Origin of the sequence: Burkholderia sp. MSMB617WGS, assembly GCF_001532025.2 — a bacterium.
In the GTDB taxonomy this organism is placed as follows: Bacteria; Pseudomonadota; Gammaproteobacteria; order Burkholderiales; family Burkholderiaceae; genus Burkholderia; species Burkholderia savannae.
In genome coordinates, this window is sequence record NZ_CP013458.1 from 1,588,123 (window position 1) to 1,611,925 (window position 23,803).

Annotated in this window: 19 protein-coding genes; 12 read left to right on the forward strand and 7 right to left on the reverse strand. The window is 68.4% G+C overall.

What is annotated here, in order from left to right:
* The first annotated feature begins 70 nt into the window (after positions 1-70).
* Positions 71-814 (forward strand): transporter, encoded by a 744-nt coding sequence (locus WT60_RS27665; protein ID WP_038746891.1) that lies wholly within the window; start codon positions 71-73, stop codon positions 812-814.
* Between the two features lie 275 nt (positions 815-1,089).
* Here the strand turns inward: WT60_RS27665 and WT60_RS27670 are convergent, their stop codons facing one another.
* Together WT60_RS27670 and WT60_RS27675 are read right to left on the reverse strand one after the other, a co-directional pair.
* Positions 1,090-1,500: a DNA-binding protein gene (locus tag WT60_RS27670; RefSeq protein ID WP_082759488.1), complete on the reverse strand. Its 411-nt coding sequence runs from the start codon at positions 1,498-1,500 to the stop codon at positions 1,090-1,092.
* A gap of 53 nt (positions 1,501-1,553) precedes the next feature.
* On the reverse strand, positions 1,554-2,972 hold the full coding sequence (locus tag WT60_RS27675) for a PLP-dependent aminotransferase family protein (RefSeq protein WP_038746896.1): 1,419 nt from the start codon (positions 2,970-2,972) through the stop codon (positions 1,554-1,556).
* A 177-nt stretch (positions 2,973-3,149) separates the two neighbouring features.
* Between WT60_RS27675 and WT60_RS27680 the strand changes: the two genes are divergently transcribed.
* Positions 3,150-5,474 (forward strand): FdhF/YdeP family oxidoreductase, encoded by a 2,325-nt coding sequence (locus tag WT60_RS27680; RefSeq protein WP_060356556.1) that lies wholly within the window; start codon positions 3,150-3,152, stop codon positions 5,472-5,474.
* A gap of 12 nt (positions 5,475-5,486) precedes the next feature.
* A complete protein-coding gene (locus tag WT60_RS27685) occupies positions 5,487-6,395 on the forward strand; it encodes a bestrophin family ion channel (protein WP_060356557.1) in 909 nt (302 codons plus the stop codon).
* Positions 6,396-6,470: 75 nt separating this feature from the next.
* Here WT60_RS27685 and WT60_RS27690 read toward each other — a convergent pair whose 3' ends face one another.
* The 3 genes from WT60_RS27690 to WT60_RS27700 all read right to left on the reverse strand — a co-directional run bounded on the left by WT60_RS27690 (position 6,471) and on the right by WT60_RS27700 (position 10,109).
* Positions 6,471-7,118: a hypothetical protein gene (locus WT60_RS27690; protein WP_060356558.1), complete on the reverse strand. Its 648-nt coding sequence runs from the start codon at positions 7,116-7,118 to the stop codon at positions 6,471-6,473.
* Positions 7,119-7,408: 290 nt separating this feature from the next.
* Positions 7,409-8,722 (reverse strand): Nramp family divalent metal transporter, encoded by a 1,314-nt coding sequence (locus WT60_RS27695; RefSeq protein WP_186448612.1) that lies wholly within the window; start codon positions 8,720-8,722, stop codon positions 7,409-7,411.
* Positions 8,723-8,852: 130 nt separating this feature from the next.
* On the reverse strand, positions 8,853-10,109 hold the full coding sequence (locus tag WT60_RS27700; protein ID WP_038746910.1) for an oxalate decarboxylase family bicupin: 1,257 nt from the start codon (positions 10,107-10,109) through the stop codon (positions 8,853-8,855).
* Positions 10,110-10,393: 284 nt separating this feature from the next.
* Between WT60_RS27700 and WT60_RS27710 the strand changes: the two genes are divergently transcribed.
* The gene (locus tag WT60_RS27710) at positions 10,394-11,983 is read left to right on the forward strand and encodes an ABC transporter substrate-binding protein (protein ID WP_038746912.1); all 1,590 of its coding nucleotides are present in this window, start codon (positions 10,394-10,396) and stop codon (positions 11,981-11,983) included.
* A gap of 235 nt (positions 11,984-12,218) precedes the next feature.
* Here WT60_RS27710 and WT60_RS27715 read toward each other — a convergent pair whose 3' ends face one another.
* Both WT60_RS27715 and WT60_RS27720 read right to left on the reverse strand, forming a co-directional pair.
* A complete protein-coding gene (locus WT60_RS27715; protein WP_060356560.1) occupies positions 12,219-12,833 on the reverse strand; it encodes a 2OG-Fe(II) oxygenase in 615 nt (204 codons plus the stop codon).
* A gap of 157 nt (positions 12,834-12,990) precedes the next feature.
* On the reverse strand, positions 12,991-16,320 hold the full coding sequence (locus WT60_RS27720; RefSeq protein ID WP_236860936.1) for an autotransporter domain-containing protein: 3,330 nt from the start codon (positions 16,318-16,320) through the stop codon (positions 12,991-12,993).
* Here WT60_RS27720 and WT60_RS35465 point away from each other — a divergent pair.
* From WT60_RS35465 to WT60_RS27755, 8 genes are all read left to right on the forward strand, one after another.
* Positions 16,208-16,633, forward strand: coding sequence for a hypothetical protein (locus tag WT60_RS35465; protein WP_236860942.1), 426 nt, complete (start codon positions 16,208-16,210; stop codon positions 16,631-16,633). The genes WT60_RS27720 and WT60_RS35465 overlap by 113 nt on opposite strands.
* A 226-nt stretch (positions 16,634-16,859) precedes the next feature.
* Entirely contained in the window at positions 16,860-17,750 is an 891-nt protein-coding gene (locus WT60_RS27725; RefSeq protein WP_038746922.1) for a MurR/RpiR family transcriptional regulator, read from the forward strand.
* Positions 17,751-17,770: 20 nt separating this feature from the next.
* On the forward strand, positions 17,771-18,340 hold the full coding sequence (ddpX, locus tag WT60_RS27730; protein ID WP_060356613.1) for a D-alanyl-D-alanine dipeptidase: 570 nt from the start codon (positions 17,771-17,773) through the stop codon (positions 18,338-18,340).
* Between the two features lie 130 nt (positions 18,341-18,470).
* Positions 18,471-20,072: an ABC transporter substrate-binding protein gene (locus WT60_RS27735; protein WP_060356562.1), complete on the forward strand. Its 1,602-nt coding sequence runs from the start codon at positions 18,471-18,473 to the stop codon at positions 20,070-20,072.
* A gap of 20 nt (positions 20,073-20,092) precedes the next feature.
* Positions 20,093-21,163, forward strand: coding sequence for an ABC transporter permease (locus WT60_RS27740; RefSeq protein WP_060356614.1), 1,071 nt, complete (start codon positions 20,093-20,095; stop codon positions 21,161-21,163).
* Between the two features lie 43 nt (positions 21,164-21,206).
* Positions 21,207-22,148, forward strand: coding sequence for a nickel transporter permease (gene nikC / locus WT60_RS27745; RefSeq protein ID WP_038746928.1), 942 nt, complete (start codon positions 21,207-21,209; stop codon positions 22,146-22,148).
* Complete coding sequence (locus WT60_RS27750; RefSeq protein WP_186448618.1) at positions 22,138-23,031, forward strand: ABC transporter ATP-binding protein; 894 nt, start codon at positions 22,138-22,140, stop codon at positions 23,029-23,031. The genes nikC and WT60_RS27750 overlap by 11 nt, the downstream gene beginning before the upstream one ends.
* Complete coding sequence (locus tag WT60_RS27755; RefSeq protein WP_186448620.1) at positions 23,028-23,795, forward strand: ABC transporter ATP-binding protein; 768 nt, start codon at positions 23,028-23,030, stop codon at positions 23,793-23,795. The genes WT60_RS27750 and WT60_RS27755 overlap by 4 nt, the downstream gene beginning before the upstream one ends.
* Positions 23,796-23,803 lie beyond the last annotated feature (8 nt).

The window sequence follows — 23,803 nt, forward strand, 5'->3', positions numbered from 1 at the left end:
GCGACGCCTCCACGCTGCATCCGGCCGCGCGCCGCGCGCGCCGGCCGCTCGTTTCATCGAAGGTGACGATATGAAAAGAATGCTTCCGCTCGCGGCCGCGGGCGCCCTCTTCACGCCCGCCGGCGCGCACGCCGACCACCCGTTCACGTCCGACGACACGAACACGCAGGGCGACGGCAACTGGCAGTACGAACTGAACGTCGAGCGCACGTCGAAGCAGCCCGACATCGGCCGCCAGCAGCTATGGAACACGACGCTCACGCGCGGCTTCGGCGAGCGCGTCGACCTGTACGTGCAGGCGCCGTACACGCACGTGCAGACGCGCTCCGACGAGCAGGGCTCCGGCTTCGGCGACGTCGAGATCGGCGCGAAGTGGCGCGTGCTCGAACATGGGCCGTTCAGCATCGCGGTGAAACCTCGCTTCACGATGCCGGCCGGCCACGACGCGCGCGGACTCGGCAACGGCCGCGTCAACGCCGGCGCGACGCTGCTCGCGCAGTACGACATCGCGCGCGTGCAGTTGCTCGCCAACGCGGGCCTCATGTACCAGTCGAATCGGCAGGACAACCTCACGTCGATCTGGCAGGCGTCCGGCGCGATCATCTATCGCGCGACGGACAAGCTGCGGCTCGGCATCGACATCGGCATCTCGCGCAATTCCGAACGCGGCGCCAGCGCGAATCCGGCGTACGTGATCGCGGGCGCGATCTACACGCCGCGCGACTGGCTCGATCTCGACGTCGGCTATCGGCGCGGGCTCAACGATCAGATCTACGATCATTCGTTGATGGCGGGGATCACCGTGCGGTGGTGAGCCGCGTAGCCGCGGCAGCGTGACGGCGGGGCGGGCTGTCGGCCGCCCCGCTCTCTTTTGTATCGCCGGGCTTGTATCACTGGCCTTGTATCACTGGCCTTGTATCACTGGCCTTGTATCACTGGCCTTGTATCGCCGGCCTTGTATCACTGGCCTTATATCGCCGGCCCCGCTTCGCCGGTCTCGTTTCATCGCGCGAACCGCATCGCGCGTGCGTCGGCGCTTCGTGACGGCCGCGCGCCCTCCTGCGCTCATGCGAGCCACCCACGGCCGCGTCAGCCGTCGCCGCGCGCCGCCGTGCCGCCGCCGAAAAGCGCATCGCACAACTCGCGCCCCTGCGCGGTCAGCGCCGCGCGCCCCGTGCCGTCGTCGCGCATTGTCGTCTCGGTGAGGCCTGACGCATCGAGCTGCGTCAACGTGCGTCGCAGCACGCTCATCGGCACGCGTGCGCGCTTGCCGAGCTTCGCGAGCGACCACGGCGCGCCGCGCGCGTCGTCGGCCGCTTCGCGCAATTGCAGCAGCACCGCGACGATCGCCGGATCAAGGCCGTCGTCGCCGTTCGGCGACGTCGAGCGTTCATCGCCTGCCGGACGTTCGCCCCGCTTACCGCTCTCGCCGTATTCACCGCATTCAACGCATTCAACGCATTCAACGCATTCAACGAGTTCACCGCGTTCGTCGCGCACGTCGCGCACGTCGCGTTCGTCGCCCATCGCATCCGTCATCGCCGCCTCGGCCGTCATCGCTTCGCACACACCGCGGCCAGCCTGCCGAGCGTCTTCACGGCCGCCTCGATCTGCGGCGACCACGGATAGCTGTAGTTCAACCGGATGCAATGCCGGTACGCGAGCGTCGTCGAGAACATGTGCCCCGGCCCGAGCGTGATCTTCTGCGCGAGCGCGAGCCGGTACAGCTCCATCGCATCGACGTCGTGCGGCAGCTCGACCCACAGCACGTAGCCGCCGCGCGGCTGCGACAGCCGCGTGCCGTCCGGAAAGAAGCGCCGCACCATCGCCGCCATCATGCTCGCCTGCTGCGCATAGAGCTTGCGAATCCGCCGCAGATGATGGTCGTAGCCATCGTGCTTCAGATATTCGGCGATCGCGAGCTGGTCGATCGCGGGCGTCGCGAGCGTGTTCAGGAACTTGAGCTTCTCGACGCGATCGCGGTAGCGCCCCGGCATCGCCCAGCCGATCCGGTACGCAGGCGACAGGCTCTTCGAGAACGACGCGCAATGCAGCACGAGCCCGCGCGAATCGAACGCCTTCAGCGTGCTCGGCCGCGCGGCGCCGTAATACAGCTCGTGATAGACATCGTTCTCGATCGCCGGCACGTCGTGCCGCGCGAGCAGCTCGACGAGCGCGCGCTTGCGCTCGTCCGGCATCAGGAAGCCGAGCGGATTCTGGAAATTCGGCATCACCATGCACGCGGCGACGCGCTCGCGCGCGAGAATCCGCGCGAGCGCGTCGAGGTCGATGCCCTCGCCCGGATGCGTCGCGACCTCGATCGCGCGCATCCCGAGCCGCTCGATCGCGTGCAGCATCGCGTAGAACGTCGGCGATTCGACCGCGATCGTGTCGCCCGGCTTCGCGACCGCCTGCAGGCACAGATTGATCGCCTCGGTCGCGCCGATCGTCACGACGATCTCGTCCGGATCGACCGCGACGCCGCCTTCCAGGTAGCGGCGCGCGATCTGCCGGATCAGCTCCGGATTGCCGGGCGGCAAATCGTCGATCACGCCCCAGCGCGTACGCCGCCGCGCGATCGCGTGCGCGTGCCGCGCGATGCGCTGCGCGGGAAACGGCGTCGCGTCCGGGTACGGCGAGCCGAGCGGCACCGCGTCGTCGCGCGCGATCGAGCGCAACGTCGACAGCACGAGCCGGCTCACGTCGACGGCCGACGGCACCGCGACGGGCGCCGACGCATGCAGCTCCAGCTCCGGCGCCTCCTGCCGCGCACGCACGAAGTAGCCGGACTGCGGCCGGCTTTCGATCGCGCCGCGGCTCTCGAGCACCAGATACGCGCGCACGACGGTCGTGACGCTCAGCCGGTGCTGGCGGCTCGCCTGCCGCACCGACGCAATCCGCTCGCCCGGCCGGTAGACGCCGCGCCGGATCATCGCGTCGATGTCGTCCGCCAGTTGTTCGTAGCGCTTCACCGCTCGCCCCGTTCATTCATTTGTCGATATGAAAGAGTACAGTTTATTGACGCAACGCACCAGAATTGCGAACTGTATTCTTTTTCTTTCCGGGGAGGTGTGCTCCCGGGCCGCGCCGCCGTGCGCGTACGCTTCGTTCCGTCGCCGTCCCCAACCGGCGCTCGGACTCTCGAAGACATGAAAATCAAGGAACCAGACGCGCGCATCGCGCCGTACGCCCACCCGGCGGGCGGCTGGGGCGCGCTCAAGTACGTCGCGATCAACCTGTTCAAGGAAAAGGTGCCGGGCGGCAACTACCGCGCGCTGCTGCGTCAGAACCAGCCGGACGGCTTCGACTGCCCCGGCTGCGCATGGCCCGACCGCGAGCATGCGTCGACGTTCGAGTTCTGCGAGAACGGCGTGAAGGCGGTGGCCGCGGAGGCGACCGCGAAGCGCGTGACGCCCGCGTTCTTCGCCGAGCACACGGTCACGTCGCTCCTCGATCAATCCGATTACGAACTCGAGCAGCACGGCCGCCTCACCGATCCGATGGTCTACGACGCCGCCAGCGACCGCTACGTGCCGATCGCATGGGACGCCGCGTTCGAGCTGATCGCGAAACGCCTGCGCGCGCTCGACGATCCGAACCGCGCGGCGTTCTACACGTCGGGACGCGCGAGCAACGAGGCCGCGTTCCTGTACCAGCTGCTCGTGCGCTACTACGGCACGAACAACTTCCCCGACTGCTCGAACATGTGCCACGAGGCGACGAGCCGCGGGCTGCCGGCCACGGTCGGCGTCGGCAAGGGCACCGTCACGCTCGACGATTTCGAGCTGGCCGACACGCTGCTGATCTTCGGCCAGAATCCGGCGACGAACCACCCTCGGATGATGGGCGAGCTGCGCGCGTGCGCGAAGCGCGGCGCGACGATCGTATCGGTCAACCCGCTGAAGGAGCGCGGGCTCGAGCGCTTCGCGAGCCCGCAGCATCCGGCCGAGATGCTGACGCTGTCGAGCACGCCGATCGCGTCGACGTTCGTGCAGCCGCAGGTCGGCGGCGACTTCGCGCTGCTCAAGGGCGTCGCCAAGCGCGTGCTCGAGCTCGACGACGCGGCCCGCGAGCACGGCGACACGCGCGTGCTCGACGTCGCGTTCATCGCCGCGCACACGGCGGGCTTCGACGCGTTCGCGGCCGATCTGCGCGCGGAAAACTGGGCCGCGCTCGTCGCGCAAAGCGGCGTGCCGCGCGAGCAGATCGACGCGCTCGCGCAAATCTACGTGCGCGGCGAGCGCGTGATCGCGACGTGGGGCATGGGCATCACGCAGCACAAGCACTCGGTCGCGACCGTGCACATGCTGTCGAACCTGATGCTGATGCGCGGCAACATCGGCCGTCCGGGCGCGGGCCTTTGCCCCGTGCGCGGGCACTCGAACGTGCAGGGCAACCGCACGGTCGGCATCGAGGAGAAGCCGTCCGACGCGTTTCTCGACCGGCTCGGCCGCACGTTCGATTTCGCGCCGCCGCGCGGCCACGGCTACGACGTCGTCGAGACGATCGAGGCGATGCTCGACGGCCGCGTCAACGTGTTCATCGGCCTCGGCGGCAATTTCGCGATGGCCACGCCCGACACGCCGCGCACCTGGCAAGGCCTGCGCAATTGCGGCCTGACCGTCCACGTCACGACGAAACTCAACCGCAGTCACCTCGTGCACGGCCGCGAAGCGCTGATCCTGCCGACGCTCGGCCGCACCGAGATCGATCGGCAGAACGGCGTCGCGCAGGGCGTGAGCGTCGAGGATTCGATGTCCATGGTCCACGTGTCGTACGGGATGAATCAACCGGCGTCGCCGAACCTGCTGTCGGAGATCGCGATCGTCGCGCGGCTCGGGCACGCGCTCTTCGGCGGCGACAAGATCGACTGGCTCGGCTACATGAACGACTACGCGAAGATCCGCGACGCGATCGAGGCGAGCATCGAAGGCTTCGACGGCTACAACGCGCGGATCGCGCGGCCAGGCGGCTTCCATCTGCGGATCGCGTCGCGCGAGCGCGAATGGCTCACGCCGAGCGGCCGCGCGAACTTCATCGCCCACGCGCTGCCCGCCGACACGCCGATCCAGCGCGCCCGCGCGCGCCACGGCAAGCGGCTGATGACGCTGATGACGACGCGCTCGCACGATCAGTACAACACGACGATCTACGCGCTCGACGACCGCTATCGCGGCGTGTTCGGGCAGCGGCGCGTGGTGTTCGCGAACCCCGACGATCTCGCGATGCTCGGCTTCGAGGCGGGCGAGCGCGTCGATCTCGAGACGGTGTGGGACGACGGCATCGAGCGGCGCGTCGAAGGCTTCCTGCTCGTCGCGTACGACATTCCGCGCGGCTGTCTCGGCGCGTACTACCCGGAGACGAATCCGCTCGTGCCGCTCGACAGCGTCGGGGACGTCTGCAACACGCCGACGTCGAAGTCGATTCCGGTGCTGATGCACCGGTGCACGGCCGACGCGCCGCGGGCGGCGTAACGCGGGCTCCGCATGATCGTCAGGCCGCGCGAGCACTGGTTCCGGATGCTGTTCGTCTGGAACGGTTCGGTGCTCCCATCGATACTGCCGCAGCTCGCGCTGATGAGCGCCGTGAGCGTCGTCGCGCTGCTGACGGACGGGCGCATTCTCGGCGAGAAGGTGCCGCTCAATCCGACGCCGTTCACGCTCGCCGGCCTCGCGCTCGCGATCTTCGCCGCGTTCCGCAACAACGCGAGCTACGACCGCTACTGGGAGGCGCGCAAGCTGTGGGGCGGCGTGCTGACGGCGGCGCGCGCGCTGACGTCGCAGGCGATCGGCTACGACGCGACGGCCGACGGCGCCGCGTTCGCGCGCGCCGCCGTGGGCTTCGTATACGCGCTCAAGCATCAGTTGCGCGGCACCGATCCGGCGGACGACCTGCGCCGCCGCCTGCCCGCCGACTGGATCGCGCCGACGCTCACCGCGCAGTTCCGCCCGAACGCGATCCTGCACGCGCTGCGCGGCCGGCTCGCCGACCGGCATCGTCGCGGCGCGCTGACCGACACGCAGCTGTGGATGCTCGACGCGCAACTCAACGAGCTCGGCGCGAAACTCGCGGGCTGCGAGCGAATCGCGTCCACGCCGATCCCGTTTCCGTATCACGTGCTGCTGCACCGGACCGTCTACGCGTACTGCGTGATGCTGCCGTTCGGGCTCGTCGATTCGATCGGCATCGCGACGCCGTTCGTCTCGGTATTCGTGTCGTATACGCTGATCGCGCTCGACGCGATCGCAGGCGAGATCGCCGATCCGTTCGGCGACGGGCCGAACCATCTCGCGCTCGATGCGCTGACGCGGCAGATCGAGCGCTCGCTGCTCGAATTGGCCGGCCTGCCGCTGCCGGACGAAATGCGCGCCGGGGAGAGCCACCGGCTGACGTGACGGAGGCGATGCGCCGCCCGGACGCGGTGCCGATCGAATCGGCGCCTGCCGATCACGGCGACGCTCGCGCGTTGCTCAACGAGCGTCGCGAGTCAGCTTGATCAGCTTCGTGCCCTTGAACCGGCCTGCCCGATCGAAATCGAACGCGACATGGGCGACATGCTGGGTGCCGCACGCGTGACAGCCGTCCACGAGCTCGTAGGCGAACACGAAACGCTGCCCGTGCCCGCGCGTATCGGCCGCCGAGACGAAGCGCGCGCCGGCGCCCCACATCTCGAGCGCGCGATACTTCTTCTTGAGTGCGCTGTAGCCCCGCGCACGACTGATATCGACCGAGTCGATCAACTCGGTCGTGACGAGCGGCGGCACGCCGTTCAGCAGCACGTACGCTTCGTTCGTGTTCGCCCGCCCCGGATAGGTGACCACGCCCAAATCGACACGCCCCATTTCCTTGAACGAACTCAGATATCCGCCGTCGTTGTCGGCCTCGAGAAATGCGATCGCCTGCCGGCTCGCGCCCGATTTCTTCAGATAGTCGATCAGGCAGGCCTGATTGCCGGTGCAGGTTCGCCAGCCCGAGAAATCGTCTCCCTTCGGGGGCGTCCATACGGTCGCGGGCGAGTATTCGTCCGCTTCACCGCCGATCGGCGCCGCCTGTGCGACCACGGAACTCAGCACGCCGAATAATGCGCATAGCAGAATCCGCTTTTTGAATTTTGTCATTGGGCCATCTTATAAATAAATAGAGTGAAATCGATGCATTGCCGAAGCCGCAGTTTCGGCCGCTTTTCGGCCGATTTCATCGATTCGGCGTCGATCGGACATCGACGATCGATGATGCCATAGAATCAGAGTCGATCGCGCATACGACGCGTTTTATCCATGATTAGTCGATAAACAAGAATTCATCGATAACGATGCTTTGATCATTGGGACTACTGCGAGAAGCAATCGGGAGCCGACATCGGACATCGCGCCCGCGCCGATTGCCCCGATCGACACGCGATGCCGCGTCAATGGCACGCCGCCCAGATCAGATACACGTTCAGCGCGACGATCGTCGCGGCCGCCACGCTCGCCGCGACCCGCATCGGCATGCGCAGCGCGTAGTCGCCGAGCACCGCGCGCCGGCTCGACAGCAGCAGCAGCGCAACCATCGGCAGCGGCAGCACGAGGCTCAGCACGACCTGGCTCATCACCATCGCGCGCGTGACGTCGCAACCGAGCGCGACGATCGCGAACGCGGGCGCGATCGTCACGACGCGCCGCACCCAGATCGGCACCTGGCGCCGCAGGAAGCCCTGCATCACGACCTGCCCCGCGAGCGTGCCGACGACCGAGCTCGACACGCCGGACGCGAAGAGCGCGACGAGAAAGAGCGCGCCCGCCGCCGGCCCGAGCAGCGGAATCAGCGTGTGATACGCGTCGCCGATATCGGCCATGCCCGGCATCGCCTCGTGGAACGCCGACGACGCCATCATCACCATCGCGATGTTCACGAAGCCGGCCGCGCCGAGCGCGAGCGCCACCTCGCGGTTCGAGAAACGCAGCAGCAGCCGGCGCTCGCGATCGTCGCGCGGCGTCGTGCGCCGCTGCGTGAGGCTCGAGTGCAGATAGAGCGTGTGCGGCATGATCGTCGCGCCGATGATGCCGACCGCGAGCGTGAGCGCCGCGCCGTCCCGCAATTGCGGCGTGACGAGATGGTAGGCGGCCGCGTGCCAGTCCTGCGGCGCGATCAGCAGCTCGCCGAGATAGCTCGCGCCGATCACGCCGACCAGCGCCGCGATCGCGGCCTCGAGCGGCCTGAAGCCGCGCTTCTCGAGCGTGAGGATCGCGCAGGTCAGCACGGCCGTCGCGCCCATGCCGACGACGAGCGGCAGATGGAACAGCAGGCCGAACGCGAGCGCGCCGCCGAGGAATTCGGCGAGGTCGGTCGCCATCGCGGCGATTTCCGACGCCGCCCACATGCCCCAGACGACGGGCTGCGGAAACTGCTCGCGGCACAGCTCGGCGAGGTTGTGGCCCGTCACGATGCCGAGCTTCGCCGACATCGCCTGGAACAGCATCGCGATCACGTTCGCGGCCAGCACGACCCACAGCAGTTCGTAGCCGTATGCGGCGCCCGCCTGGATGTTCGTCGCGAAGTTGCCGGGGTCCATGTAGCCAATCGACGCGATCACGGCCGGGCCGACGAACGGCAGCGCGGCCGCGACGCCCTTGCGGCGCCCTTCGAGCGCGTCGCGCGCCGCGCGGACGGTGCGCGAGCTCGCCTCGCCGGCCAGCGCGAATTCGCCTGCGGATTTGCTCATCGTGGTGGAGAAAAGCATGGTGTTTGTCCGTTCGAGTTCTGAAGCGTTCTGAAGCATTCCGAAGCGCTTGGAAGCGTTCGGAATGCGCGGCGCGGCGGGCCACGAGACCCGCCCGCCCCACGACCGCGCGGCGCGGCCGGCGCCGCGCCTACGCCGGCACCACGTCCGGCCGGTTGCGCGGAAAGCGCGCGATCACGTCGGGCGCGACGTTCAGATGCGCCTCGACGAGCTTCGGCGGCGTGTGCGCGAGCCAGTCGGACAACGACACTTCCGCGTAGCGGTCGGCCTTGAAGATCTCGAGGAACACGAGATCGGTCGCGCCCGTGTTCTGCACGTAGTGGCCGAGGCTCTTCTTCACATAGCCGACGTCGCCCGCGCGGAAATCGGCCGTCTGCGCCTTCGGGCCCGTGTCGAACACCGTCATCCGCGCCTCGCCCCGGATGTAGTACTGCCACTCGTCCGCGTTCGGATGCCAGTGCAACTCGCGCATGCCGCCCGGCTTCACCGTGACGAGCGCGGCGGCGATCGTCCTCGACACGTCGAAGTTCGCGCTGTCGACGATCCGCACCTCGCCGCCGCGCGTCTGCACGTTCGGCTTCATGTCGCCCATCGAGAAGATGAACGGATGCCTCGGCGCGCCGCGCGACGAAGCCGACGCCCGCTGCGCGTCGGCAAGCGGCCCCGGATCGTCGCCCTGAAAAATCCACAGGTCGTCGAGCGGAATGTTCGAGAACGCGCCGGCGGGCACGCCGAAGTTCAGCGCGAGCACGTCGGGCGGCGTGTGGGCGATCCAGTCCGTCACCAGCAGCGTGTTGAATTCGGACGCGCGCCCGTTGTCGAACGCGAGCAGGAATTCGGCGCCGTCTACGCCGAGCCCCTGCAGCGAATGCGGCAGCCCGGGCGGGAAATACCAGAGGTCGCCCGCCTTCACGTCCTGCACGGACGGTCGCCCTTCCTCGTCGAGCACGGTGATCCGGCAGCGGCCGTCGAGCATGAACGCCCATTCGGCTTGCTGGTGCCAGTGCATCTCGCGAATGCCGCCGCGCGTGAGCCGCATGTTGACGCCGGAGATCGTTTCGGAAATCGCGAAATCGTCCTGCGTGACTTCGCGCGCCCAGCCGCCGTTCTGAATTCGCTTGTGCGAATTATTGAATGACGCCCAGAAAATCGGCATTCCGTTGATATCGGTGGCCGGCGGATTCTGAATAGACGGAAATTCCTTCATCAGCGCCGGATTTTTCGGCCCGGGATCGGTCAGGCTCTGCGAATTGCGCGCATTCACCGCGCCCTCGGGCGGGCTGTCCGGATTGCCGAACGAAGCGGCCTTCGCGGAAACCGCGATGCCGGCTGCGGCGAGCGCGCCGGCCGTATTGGCGAGCATCTTGCGTCGGGACAGGTTCGTCATGTTCACCTCTTCGATCGTCTTAACAAAAAAATGAATGCCACGGAATATCGATTCGACTTTCTTTAAATCGACATCCCGCCATGCAAGTTAAATACAAATAATCAAAAAAATTAAATGACTTGTTAACCTGAACCGATGAATTAATCTGATTCCCTTTAAGTTTGTAATATTCGGACGGCCGCGCGGCGGCGGTTGCCGCTCCGCGGCATCCCGGCCGCCGAGGTTTCTGAAACACGCCCGACAATGAGAGAATCGGGCTCGACACCCTTACCGACGGAGTCTCGATGAAGCACTTGCTGTCCAAGCTCGCGGCGAGCGCCGCGCTCGTCGCGCTGGCCCCCGCGTTCTGCGCGCACGCCGCCACCCCGCCCGGCATCTTCGTGATCGCGACGCAGCTCGGCGAGTTCACGACGCTCGATCCGAGCGAGATCTACGAGCTCGTGCCGTCCGAATACGTCGCGAATGCATATGAACGGCTCGTGCGCGTCGATCTGCGCGATCCGTCGAAGTTCGAAGGCAAGATCGCGCAGTCGTGGAGCGTCGGCGCCGACGGCACCACCTACACGTTCAAGCTGCGCGCCGGCCTGAAGTTCCACTCGGGCAATCCGGTGACGGCCGACGACGTCGCGTGGTCGCTGCAGCGCACGGTGCTGCTCGACAAGGGCCCGGCCGGCGTGCTCGCGGACCTCGGCCTCACGAAGGACAACGTCGCGCAGAAGGTGAAGAAGATCGACGACATGACCGTATCGATCCAGACCGAGCGCAAGTACGCGCCGAGCTTCGTGCTGAACGTGCTGAGCGCCGATCCGGCGTCGATCGTCGACAAGAAGCTGCTGCTCGCGCACGAGAAGAACGGCGACTTCGGCAATGCGTGGCTGAAGAACGCGGACGCGGGCTCGGGCCCGTACCGGCTCGTCAAGTGGACGCCGAACGAGAGCCTCGTGCTGCAACGCTTCGACGGCTATCGCACGCCTTATCCGATGAAGCGCATCGTGCTGCGGCACGTGCCCGAAGCGTCCGCGCAGCGCCTGCTGCTCGAGAACGGCGACGTCGACGCCGCGCGCAACCTGAGCCCCGACAGCCTCGACGCGCTGTCGAAGGCGGGCAAGATCAAGGTTGCGTCATGGCCCGTGTCCGCGCTGCTGTATCTGAGCCTGAACACGAGGAATCCGAATCTCGCGAAGCCCGAGGTGCAGGAGGCGATGAAGTGGCTCGTCGATTACGACGGCATCCAGCGCGGCATCGTCAGGACGACGTACAAGGTGCATCAGACCTTCCTGCCGGACGGCTTCCTCGGCGCGCTGAACGCGAATCCGTACAGGCAGAACGTCGCGAAGGCGAAGGCGCTGCTCGCGAAGGCCGGGCTGCCGAACGGCTTCGCGGTGTCGATGGACATGCCGAACGATTACCCGTACGTCGAGATCGCGCAGGCGCTGCAGGCGAATTTCGCGCAGGGCGGAATCAAGGTGAAGCTGATCCCGGGCGACGCGAAGCAGGCGATCGGCAAGTACCGCGCGCGCCAGCACGACATCTTCATCGGCGAATGGTCGCCGGATTACATGGACCCGAACAGCAACGCGCGCGGCTTCGCCTGGAATCCCGACAATTCGGACAACGCAACGCACAAGCTGCTCGCATGGCGCAACGGCTGGGACGTGCCGGAGCTGACCGCGAAGACCGACGCCGCGCTCGCCGAGCCGTCGACCGCGAAGCGCGCGCAGGAATATCAGGCGCTGCAGAAGGCGGTGCTCGCGAATTCGCCGTTCGTGATCATGTTCGAGAAGGTCGTGCAGGTCGCGACGCGGCCGGGCGTCACCGGGCCGGAGATCGGGCCGATCAACGATCTCGTGTCGTATCAGACGCTGAAGAAGTAGCGACGTCGGCGCGCGCGCATGCCCGTGCGGCCGTATGCCGGTATGCCGGTATGCCGGTATGCCGGTATGCCGGTATGCCCGCGTTGCCGCGCTCCGTCGCGACGTCACGACGTCGCGATCGTCGCCGGTCTCGACATCCGGCATCGCATCGCCCCGCGTGTCAGTCCTGTCGGGAAACCGCGGCCCGCTCGCGGCGGCGCATGCGTTCGCCGCCGCGCCGCGAAACCCGCGCGCGTCACGTGCGCGGCGGCAGCCACTGCGTCTTGAACATCAGCGTGATGCGCATCGTCGGACATGCGCGCGACACGCCCCGCGCGACGTGATAGACGAAGCCCGGAAAGATCAGCAGCCGGTTCGGCTTCGGATACACGGCGCTCAGGATGTCGCTGCGGTCCTTGTTGAAGAGGACCGTCTCGCCGCCCCAATCGGGGTTCCAATGCTCGTGCGGGTAATAGACCGCCGTGCACGCGCCCGCGGCGAGCGAATCCGCATGCACCGAACCGTCGGCGCCGTACGGCAGACCGTTCGCGTAGCAGCTCTGCAGCGCGTGCTGCTTCAGGTGCGTCTGCGCGAGCCGCCGCCAGCACGCGTGCAGCGGCGGCGCGGCGCGCGCCAGCTCGTCGGCGGCACCCGGCCCGACATGCGGCTGCGCGGGGTCCGTCGCACCCGCGAAATGCCTGTTCCAGAAAGGCTGCGCATCCGCGCCGCCGTGCGAGCGCCAGCCGTGACGCCACTCGCCCGTCGACAGAAACCGGTAGATCTCCACGTGCTCGCGCGGCGGCAGCAGATCGTCGACGATCGTGATGTCCTGCCACGCGTGCGGCGCGCGCGGCGGAGTTGAAATGTCCATCGTGTCTCCGTGAATGTCGATGACGGCTCGATGCGACGCGCGCGCCGCCGAAGCTGCCGCGCACGCGCCACCTGATGCCTGATGCCTGATGCCTGATGCCTGATGCCTGATGCACGACGCGCGGAACGCGGGCCGGCCGTCCCCCGCGCCGCGCGCGTCAGAACTTCCAGTGCAGGCTGCCTTGCACCGCATGCTCCGATTGACGGCTCGCGAGCGACCCGGCGTAACCGATGCGCAGCAGCCCGTTCTTGCCGAGCTCGAGCCCCGCGCCGAGGTTCAGCACCGCCGCATCCTTCGCGACCGGCACGCCCGACACGGAGAACGCGCTGCTTCCCGTCGCAAACGCGAGCGAGCCGACCGGCTGGCCGCCCGTCAGCGCGTGCTGCCATCCGGCACTGCCTTGCAGCGTCAGTTGCAGCCGCGGCGTCAGGCCGACGCGCGTCTCGCCGCGCACGCCGAGCGTCGAGAACGTCACGTCGTGATTGCCTTCCAGAACGCGCAGCGCCGCCGCGCCGCCGGTTTCGGTCGTCCCCTGATTCTTCAGATGCACGTACGCGAGGCTGAAGAAAGGCTCGATCGTCGCGGCGGCGCCGAGCGCGAATCGGTAGCCGGCTTCGCCGAACACTTGCGTCGACTCGGCGTTGAGCGTCGTCGTCTCGCTCTCGGCCGCCGCGCCGTATTGCACGGCGCGGTCGACGCCGCCTCGGTGCCACGCGTGCGCCGCGCCGACGCGCACGCCGAATGCGCCCGGCTGCCAGCCCGCATACGCGCCGACGTGGAAGCTGTCGAACGACGCGGACGACGGCTGATTCCTCAGGTTCACGCCGGTGTGACCGTAGCCGGCGAAGCCGCCCGCGCGCACGCCGTCGCGCAGCGCCGCGTCCGCGCCGGCGAGGAAGCCGCCCGTCGAGCTCGTATAGCCGTTGACGTCGCCGCTGCCGCTCGCGCTGCCCCACGAGCCGAGCAGGCGCGCCCACGCACCCGGGCGAGCCGGCGCGCCCCGCACCGTCCACAGCCGGTCGAGCGCCGCGTCGCGCACCTGTCGGCTCTCGTTGATGAGCGCCGCATAGGCGGCCGGGTAGATCTCGCCCGTCAGTTGCGCGAACGTCGCCTGCGGCGCTTGCGCCGACGCCGCGAGCAGCACGCTGTTGTAGACGGCGCTGCCCGGATTCACCGTCTCGAGCGCGGCGGCGACGCTGCGCTCGTTGGCGGTGCGCGCGACGCTCGCGAACGGCGTCGCATTGCGATCGATCGTGAGGCTTACGCTCGTCGGCCCATAAGCCAGCACCGGATCGACGAACAGATAGCGGCCCGGCGCGTCGAACCGGCCTTCGACGCCGCCCGCCGCATTCAGGATCTCGAAGCGACGCCCGAGCACCGAGCGCGACTGCTCCGGCGTGAGCGCGGGCGGCGCGTTCTCGAGCGCGAGCGTCACCGCGCCGCCGTCGATCCGCGCGCGGCCGCCCGCGACGATCCGGTCGCTCGCGCCGCCCGGCGCCACCTCGACCGCATAGGTCGAGCCCGGCGCGAAGCGCGCGTCGCCCGACACCGTCAGCACACCGACCGAATGGCCGGGCGCGACAGTGCCGTTGGCCGCGGCCGTGAGCGTGCGCACCGTGCCGTTGCCGTTCACGATCCCGCCGTTGCCGACCGACACGTCGCCGCTCGCGCCGTCGAGCGACGCCCGGCCGCCGTCGACCGACACGTCGGCGGTGCGGCCGGTGATCGCCGCGACGCCGAGCGCGCCCACCGCGACATTGCCGCTCGTGCCGCCGAGCGACGCAAAGCCGCTCGCGACGCGCACGTCCGCCGTCGTGCCCGTCACGGCCGCCTGCCCCTGCCGGTCCACCGACAGGTTCGCGCTCGTCCCCGCGATCGTCGCGACGCCGCCGTTGACCGCGATGTCGGCCGCGCGGCCGTTCACCGTGAGCCGGCCCGCCGGATTGACGACGGCGCCCGCCGCGATCGATCCGTCGATCCTCAATTCGCCGCCGTCGACGGTCGTGAGCCCGCGATAGGTGTTCGCGCCCGCGAGCGTCAGCGTGCCGCCGCCCGACTTCACGAGGCTGCCCTGATACTCACGCGCCCGATACGCCGCCTCGCGCGCGACCCCGAGCGCGTAGTCGATCCTCTCGCCATCGCTCGCGCCGGCGGGCAGCCCGCGCTCCCACCCCTTCGTCTTCAGCGTGTCGAGCCATGCCCGATGTTCGGCGTCGTCCTCCAGCTTGCGCGCGGCGAGCGCGACGTCGGAGATGTCGTTCGACCACACGTCCGCGACGCCCGACGGCAGCGCCGCATTGAACGTGCCGAGCAACTGGCCCGGCCCGTTCATCGCCTTCTTCAAGTCGACCAGCCCCCAGCCGCCGAACCCGTTCGGCGCGTTCGACGCGCCCGGCTTCGCCGGATGCACGGTCGAGAACAGCCCGTTGTTCGTGTAGTCCGGCCGGCTCGGGTCCGGCTCCATGTTCTGCGCGGTCGAAAACAGCACGGACAGCGCCTGCTCGCCCGTCATGTACGGAAACCGCTCCATGATCAGCGCGAGCGCCGCCGACGCGTGCGGCGCGGCCGCCGACGTGCCGTTGAAGTTCGCATAGGTCGCGCCCGTCGGCGCCGCCGCGCCGCCCGTGTACGTCGTCGACGGCACGCCCGTCGGCGCCATCACGCACCACCATTTCGCTATCCCGCACTGGTTGTAGACCTGGCCGCTCAACTCGTCGTAGCCCGTCGTCGTCATCCAGCGCCCTTCGAGCTCCGGATGGAAGTACGCATACGCGCCGCGCAGGCTCGCGTTCCCGTAGCCGGTGTTGCCCGAGCTGAAGTTGTTGATCACGCCGTCGCGCGACACCTTCGCCGCCGCGTCGAGCCACGTTCCCTGGCCGGTGGCGGTGCGCACCGCCTCGTGCAGCTTGTATGCGTCGGTGACGTTCGCGAGCGTGCCGTAATTCTCGTCGACCGGCTGCGAGCCCCAGCTGTTGCTGATGATGCGCACGCCCTTCGCGGCGAGCGCGTCGTAGACGTCGGCGAAGTACTTCGCGTCCGACGCGGGGAACTTCGGATCGGACACGCCGAACCGGAAGCCGTCCGTCGCGTTCGTGTTGCCGACGTACACCGTCGCGTCCGGCGCGACGCCGTGCATGCCGACGCCGTCGCGCGCCCCGCCGACGACGCCGCTCACGAGCGTGCCGTGGCTGTTGTTGCTCGGGTTCAGCACGCCGGAGACGCCCGCCGCCGTCACGGGAACGAACCGGCTGCCGGGCAGCTCCGGATGCTGCGCGTAATAGCCGGAGTCCAGCACGCCGATCGAGACGTTCGCGCCGGTGTAGCCGGCCGCGTACGCGTACTCTGCGTGCATCGCGCCGAGCCCCCATTCCTTCGTGAATTCCGGCGTGCGCCAGTTCGCCGGATCGCCGCGCCGGCCCGGGTCCTCGTATGGCTCGGCCTGCGCCCAACCTGGGCGGGCAACGGCCGCGGCGGCCGCGACGACCACCGGGACCAGCAGCTTCGACCCGGCGCGCTTCATCGTTTTCGAATTTTTACGCCGGGCCATTCGGTTTCTCCTCGATTTTCAATTTATTCTTCCTGCCAATATGGATCATCGGTTTTCTCCTTTTTATTTATTGGCGGCGCAATTGCGCCGCCTCGCTCTCTTCGCACGCATGCCGGGCCATGCGACGACCGGCCTTGTCGCCGCAGCGGCCCGATCCGGCGCGGCGCGCGCCCATGGCCAATGGTTCACCGCGCCGAACCGGCATCGCCGCTCCGCTTATTCCTTCACGGAAAAACGATTAAACGGGCGATGATTTTAATTTCAATGTAATGTTCAGTAATGCAATAGAAATGAGACACGAACAAAATCATCTGCGCAATACTTCGCATGGCGATTCATCGCGTCGGATTCGGGTCGCCGATAATAGAGCGCTATGAATATACGGATTCGATAGATTTTTTGATGTGGCGCGCGTTATTTTGTTTTTGTTAGATAAATGTCATGTCTATCGATTTCGACAGATAACTAACAGCGCATTCATGCCCCCCGCCTTCGTCCAGACCGTCGAAGCACGCTTTGCCGAGCTCACGCCCACGGCGAAACGCATCGCGAGCTACATGCTCGCGAACTTCGAGCGGCTCGGCCTCGAAACCGCGGACCAGATCGCCCGCCAGGCCGGCACGAGCGGCATCTCGGTCGGACGCTTCCTGCGCAGCGTCGGCTATCGCAACCTCGACGACCTGAAGCGCGAGCTGCGCGGCACGGCCGAGCGCTCGTGGATGATCACCGACCGCCTCGACGAATACCGCCGCGTGACGGGCGCGTTCGCGCCGGCAAGCGCGCGCGCGGCGCCGGACGGCGCGCACGCCCCGCTCGACGACGCGCTCGCGCGCGAGCTCGACGCGATCCGCCATGCGTACCGGCTCGCGCGCACGCCGGCGTTCGCGCAGGTCGCCGATCGCGTCGCGCGGGCCGACGCGGTGTTCATCCTCGGCATCCAGTCGACGCGCGGGATCAGCAACGCCTTCCACAGCTATCTCGAATACCTGCGCCCGCGCGTGTTCTATTCGGACGGCATGTCGGGCTCGTACGTCGATTCGCTGAACTCCGAATTCGCCGATCCGTACTGCATCGTCACCGACACGCGCGCGTATTCGCGGATCGCGCGGCGCTATTGCGAGGCCGCCGCCGCGCGCGGCGTGCGCTTCGCGCTCGTCACCGACGTCTACTGCCCATGGGCGCGCGAGCTGCCGTGCGATCTGCTTCAGGTGAAAACCGACGTCGGCCAGTTCTGGGATTCGCTCGCGCCGCTCACGTGCCTGTTCAACCTGCTGATCAGCGCGGTCGTCGACCGGCTCGGCGATGCAATCGACGCGCGCGTCGCGCGCAACCGCGAACTGCAGCGCGCGCTCGATCAATTCGAATCTTGAAGCCGCCGGAGACGCCGCCCGTGAAGACCTCCGCCCATCGCCTCGTCGAGATCACGCCGGACACGCACGGCGTCGACATCGATCTCGTCTACGCGACCTGCCGCAACCTCACCGGCAAGCCGATCTACCGGCGCTCGCACTGCCTGCTGCTCGAGCCGGCCGAAGCCGCGCTGCGCCGCGCGGTCGCGGTCGCCGCGCAGATCGGCCTGCGGCTGCGAATCTTCGACGCGTACCGGCCGCCGCGCGCGCAGCAGGTGCTGTGGGACTTCCTGCCCGATCCGAACTTCGTCGCCGATCTCGGCCGCGGCTCGAACCACAGCCGCGGCGCCGCGCTCGACCTGACGCTCATCGACGCGAACGGCGCCGCGCTCGACATGGGCACGGGCTTCGATGAGATGGTCGCCGCGTCGAACCACTTTCACGACGGCCTGCCCGAGCCCGTGCAACGCAACCGGCTGCTGCTGCTCGGCGTGATGCACGCGGCGGGCTTCACGCACATCGCGAGCGAGTGGTGGCATGACGAGCTGCCGGGCTCGCGCGCGCTGCCGCTGATCCATGACGACGCGAGCGCGCCGTGGCGGTTGATGTGACGCCCGCCCGCGATACATGCGATACATGCGATACATGCGATACATGCGAAGCGCATGCGGCGCGCGACGCGGCCCGCCCCCGCGCCGGAGCCGCCGCCCTCACCTCGAATCCCTGCCCCATGGAGCGCGTATGAAACTCTCGATGCCCAAGCTCGCCGTGGCGCTCGCCGCTGCCTGCGCGTTCGCCGCCGTCCCGGCGCTCGACGCGCGCGCCGCGCCCCCGAAGGACATGTTCGTGATGGCCACGCTGCTCGACGAATTCATCTCGCTCGACCCGGGCGAAATCTACGAGCTGGTGCCGCAGGAATACGTCGCGAACACATACGACCGGCTCGTGCGGGTCGATCTCGCCGATCCGTCGAAGTTCAACGGCGACGCCGCCCAGTCGTGGACCGTGAGCCCGGACGGCCTCACGTTCACGTTCAAGCTGCGCGCCGGCCTCAAGTTCCACTCGGGCAATCCGGTGACGGCCGACGACGTCGCCTGGTCGATCCGGCGCGCGGTGCTGCTCGACAAGGGGCCGGCAGCGGTGCTCGCGGGCATCGGCCTCACGAAGGCGAACGCGCTCGCGAACGTGAAGAAGCTCGACGACGTGACGGTGTCCGTGACGACCGACCGCAAGTACGCGCCGACCTTCGTGCTGAACGTGCTCGGCTCGTGGCCCGCGTCGATCGTCGACAAGAAGCTGCTGCTCGCGCACCAGCAGGGCAGCGACTTCGGCAACGGCTGGCTGAAGACCCGCGAGGCCGGCTCGGGCGCGTACCGGCTCGTCAAGTGGACGGCGGGCGACAGCATCGTGCTGCAGCGCTACGACGGCTACCGGCTGCCGCTCGCGATGAAGCGGATCGTGCTGCGGCACGTGTCGGAGGCGGCGAGCCAGCGGCTCCTGCTCGAAAGCGGCGACGTCGACGCGGCACGCGACCTGAGCCCGGACGATCTCGCGGCCGTCGCGAAGAGCGGCAAGGCGAAGGTGACGCCGTCGCCGCAAGCGACGCTGCTGTACCTCGGCCTGAACACGAAGAACCCGACGCTCGCGAAACCCGACGTGCAGGAAGCGCTGAAATGGCTCGTCGACTACAGCGCAATCCAGAGCCACGTCGTGAAGACGACGTACAAAGTCCATCAGACGTTCATGCCGGAGGGCTTTCTCGGCACGCTGAACGCGAATCCGTACCGGCTCGACGTCGCGAAGGCGAAGGCGCTGCTCGCGAAGGCAGGCGTGCCGAACGGCTTCACTGTGACGATGGACGTGCGCAACGACTATCCGTACACCGAAATCGCGCAGGCCGTTCAGGCGAACTTCGCGCAGGCGGGCGTCAAGGTGCAGTTGATTCCGGGCGACAACAAGCAGACGCTCGCGAAGTACCGCGCGCGCCAGCACGATATCTACATCGGCGATTGGTCTGCGGATTACATCGATCCGCACAGCAACGCGCAAGGCTTCGCATGGAACCCGGACGATTCCGATCAGTCCAGCTACAAGATGCTCGCGTGGCGCAACGGCTGGAACATCCCGCGGCTCACCGCGCAAACCGACGCGGCGCTCGCGGAACCGTCCGCAGCGAAGCGCGCGCAGTCGTATCAGGCGATGCAGAAGGAGGTGCTCGCGAAATCGCCGTTCGTGATCCTGTTCGAGAAAGTCGCGCAGGTCGCGACGCGGCCCGGCGTGAGCGGCCTCGAAGTCGGCCCGATCAGCGACCTCGTGTCGTATCGTAATCTGAAGAAGCAGTGACGCCGCACCGGAACCACGACATGTCGACACCCGCCTCCTCCCTCGAAGCGCTCCGCACGCTGCCCGCGCGGCGGCCCGGCGTGCGCTGGGCGCTGCGCGTCCTGCGCTGGGCGCTCACGCTCGCCGTGACGTTCGCCGGGCTCCTCGCGCTCACGTTCGTGATCGGCCGCAAGGTGCCGATCGATCCGGTGCTCGCCGTGCTCGGCGACCGCGCGTCGGCGCAAGCCTACGCGGCCGAGCGCATCGCGCTCGGGCTCGACAAGCCGCTTGCCGCGCAGTTCATGATCTACGTGCGCGAGGTGCTGCACGGCAATCTCGGCATGTCGCTGCTGACCTCGAACCCGGTGCTCGACGACATCAAGCGCGTGTTTCCCGCGACGCTCGAGCTCGCGACGCTCGCGACGCTGATCGGCGTCGCGCTCGGCGTGCCGCTCGGCGTCGCGGCGGCCGTCGGGCACAACCGGCCGATCGATCATGTCGCGCGCTTCGTCGGGCTGATCGGCAGCTCGGTGCCGGTGTTCTGGCTCGGGCTGATGGGGCTGCTGCTGTTCTACGCGCGGCTGCACTGGGTCGCGGGGCCGGGACGGCTCGATCCCGTCTACGACGGCATGGTCGACACGCGCACGGGCAGCCTGCTGATCGATTCGGCGCTCGCCGGCGAATGGGACGTGTTCGGCAACGCGCTGTCGCACATCGCGCTGCCCGCGGCGATCCTCGGCTACTACTCGGTCGCCTACCTGAGCCGGATGACGCGCTCGTTCATGCTCGATCAACTGAGCCAGGAATACATCGTCACCGCGCGCGCGAAGGGGCTCGCCGAGCGCCGCGTGATCTGGCGGCACGCGTTCGGCAACATCGCGGTGCCGCTTCTGACCGTGATCGCGCTCACGTACAGCAACCTGCTCGAAGGCTCCGTGCTCACCGAGATCGTGTTCGCGTGGCCCGGCATCGGCTCGTATCTGACGGGCGCGCTGCTGAACGCCGACATGAACGCGGTGCTCGGCTGCACGCTCGTGATCGGGATCATGTTCATCACGATCAATCTGCTGACGGACGCGCTCTACCGCGTGTTCGACCCGCGCGCCCGCTGACCCGCCGCGCGCATCCGACCGTTTCCGCCACGAACACGCACACATGAACGCTTCACCCCACCGCTCCACGCCGAATCCCGCCGCGCCGACGCTGCGCGCGTGGCTCCTGTCCGACGCGCCCGCGTCGCGCCGGCAGGCGACGCTCGGCCTCGCCTACCGCCGTTGGCGCCGCTTTGCCGGCAATCCGCTGAACCTCTTCGGGCTCGCGATCCTCGCCGCGCTCGTCGCGATCGCGATCGTCGCGCCGCTCGTCGCGCCGCACGATCCGCTACGCCAGGTGCTCGCCGACCGGCTGCTGCCGCCCGGCTCGCCGTCGCACTGGCTCGGCACCGATCAGCTCGGCCGCGACATCCTCTCGCGCCTCGTCGCCGGCTCGCGCGTCACACTCGGCATCGCGATCCTCGTCGTCGCGATCGTCGTGCCGATCGGGCTCGCGATCGGCACGACCGCCGGCTACTGCGGCGGCTTCGTCGACAGCGCGCTGATGCGGATCACCGACATCGCGCTCGCGTTCCCGAAGATCGTGCTCGCGCTCGCGTTCGCGGCCGCGCTCGGGCCGAGCGTCGTCAACGCGGTCGTCGCGATCTCGATCACCGCGTGGCCCGCGTACGCGCGACTCGCGCGCGCGGAGACGCTGCGCATCGCGAACGCGGACTTCATCCACGCGGCGCGCCTGCAAGGCGCATCCGATCTGCGCATCGTGCTGCGCTACGTGGCGCCCCTTTGCCTGTCGTCGGTGATCGTGCGCGCGACGCTCGACATGGCCGGCATCATCCTGACCGTCGCGGGCTTGGGCTTTCTCGGGCTGGGCGCGCAGCCGCCGAGCCCGGAATGGGGCTTCATGGTCGCGTCGGGCCGCAACGTGCTGCTCGACGCCTGGTGGGTCGCGACACTGCCGGGCGCGGCGATCCTCATCGTCAGCATCGCGTTCAACCTGCTCGGCGACGGTCTGCGCGACGTCTTCGATCCGCGCCATGGAGCCTGACATGTCCGCTCGCCCCGGTTCTCCGAACACGCCGCCGCTCTGCGAAATCGAAGGTCTTCGGATCGGCTTTCGCACGCACGACGGCACGCTCGTCGAAGCCGTGCGCGACCTGTCGCTTTCGCTCGCGCCGGGCGAGCGGCTCGGCGTCGTCGGCGAATCCGGCTCCGGCAAGTCGCTGACGGGCCGCGCGCTGCTCGGCCTGCTGCCCGCCGCCGCGCAATGGCGCGCGAAGGCGCTGCGCTTCGACGGCCGCGACCTGCTCGCGCTCAACGCCCGCGAGCGGCGCACGCTGTGCGGCGGCGCGATGGGCATGATCCTTCAAGATCCTAAATATTCGCTGAACCCCGTGATGACGGTCGGCAAGCAAATGGCCGAGGCGTTCCGGCTGCGCGAGCCCGGCCTGCGCGGCCGCGCGCTGCGCGAGCGGATCGTCGGCGCGCTCGCGTCGGTCGAGATTCGCGATCCGGCGCGCGTCGCCGACGCGTATCCGCACGAGCTGTCGGGCGGGATGGGCCAGCGCGTGATGATCGCGATGATGGTGTCGACGGGCCCGCGCCTGCTCGTCGCCGACGAGCCGACGTCCGCGCTCGACGTCGCGGTGTCGATGCAGGTGCTCGCGGTGCTCGACGACATGATCGCGCGCCATCGCACGGGCCTCGTGTTCATCAGCCACGACCTGCAGCTCGTCACGTCGTTCTGCGATTGCGTCGCGGTGATGTACGCGGGGCGCGTCGTCGAGACGTGCGCGGCGCGCGATCTCGCCCGCGCGTCGCATCCATATACGCGCGGCCTGCTCGCCGCGACGCCGCCGCTCGTGAATCCGCCCGACGAGTTGCCGGTGCTCGAGCGCGATCCCGCGTGGCTTGCGGAGGCGGCACGATGAGCGGCGCACCGATGATCGACATCCGCGACGCGTCGATCCGCTTTCCAACCCGCACCGGCCACGTGGACGCGGTGCGCGGCGCGAATCTCGCCGTCGCCGCGGGCGAGGCGTTCGGGCTCGTCGGCGAATCCGGCTCCGGCAAATCGACGCTGCTGCGCGCGCTGACGGGCCTCGTGCCGCTCGCGGGCGGCGCGCTGTCGATCGACGCGCGCCCGATCGAGGGCAAGCTCGACCGCGCATTCCGCCGCGACGTGCAGATGGTGTTTCAGGACCCCTACGCATCGCTGCATCCGCGCTTCACCGTCGACGAAACGCTGCGCGAACCGCTCGCGATCCACCGGATGCCGGATGCGGACGAGCGGATCGCGCGCGCGCTCGCCGAGGTCGGGCTCGGCCCCGCGTTCCGCTTTCGCTATCCGCATCAATTGTCGGGCGGCCAGCGGCAGCGCGTCGCGATCGCGCGCGCGCTGATCGTCGAGCCGCGCGTGCTGCTGCTCGACGAGCCGACGTCGGCGCTCGACGTATCGGTGCAGGCGGAGATCCTGAATCTGCTGAAGCGGCTGCATCGTGAACGCGGGCTGACGATGATGCTCGTCAGCCACAATCTCGCGGTCGTCGGGTTCCTGTGCAGCCGCGTCGCGGTGATGCGCGACGGCGCGCTCGTCGAACAGCTCGGAATCGAGGACGTGCGCGCGGCGCGCGTCGGTTCCGAGTACACGCGAACGTTGCTGCGCGCGACGCAAGGCTATCGGCGAGCGGGTTGACGGGCGAG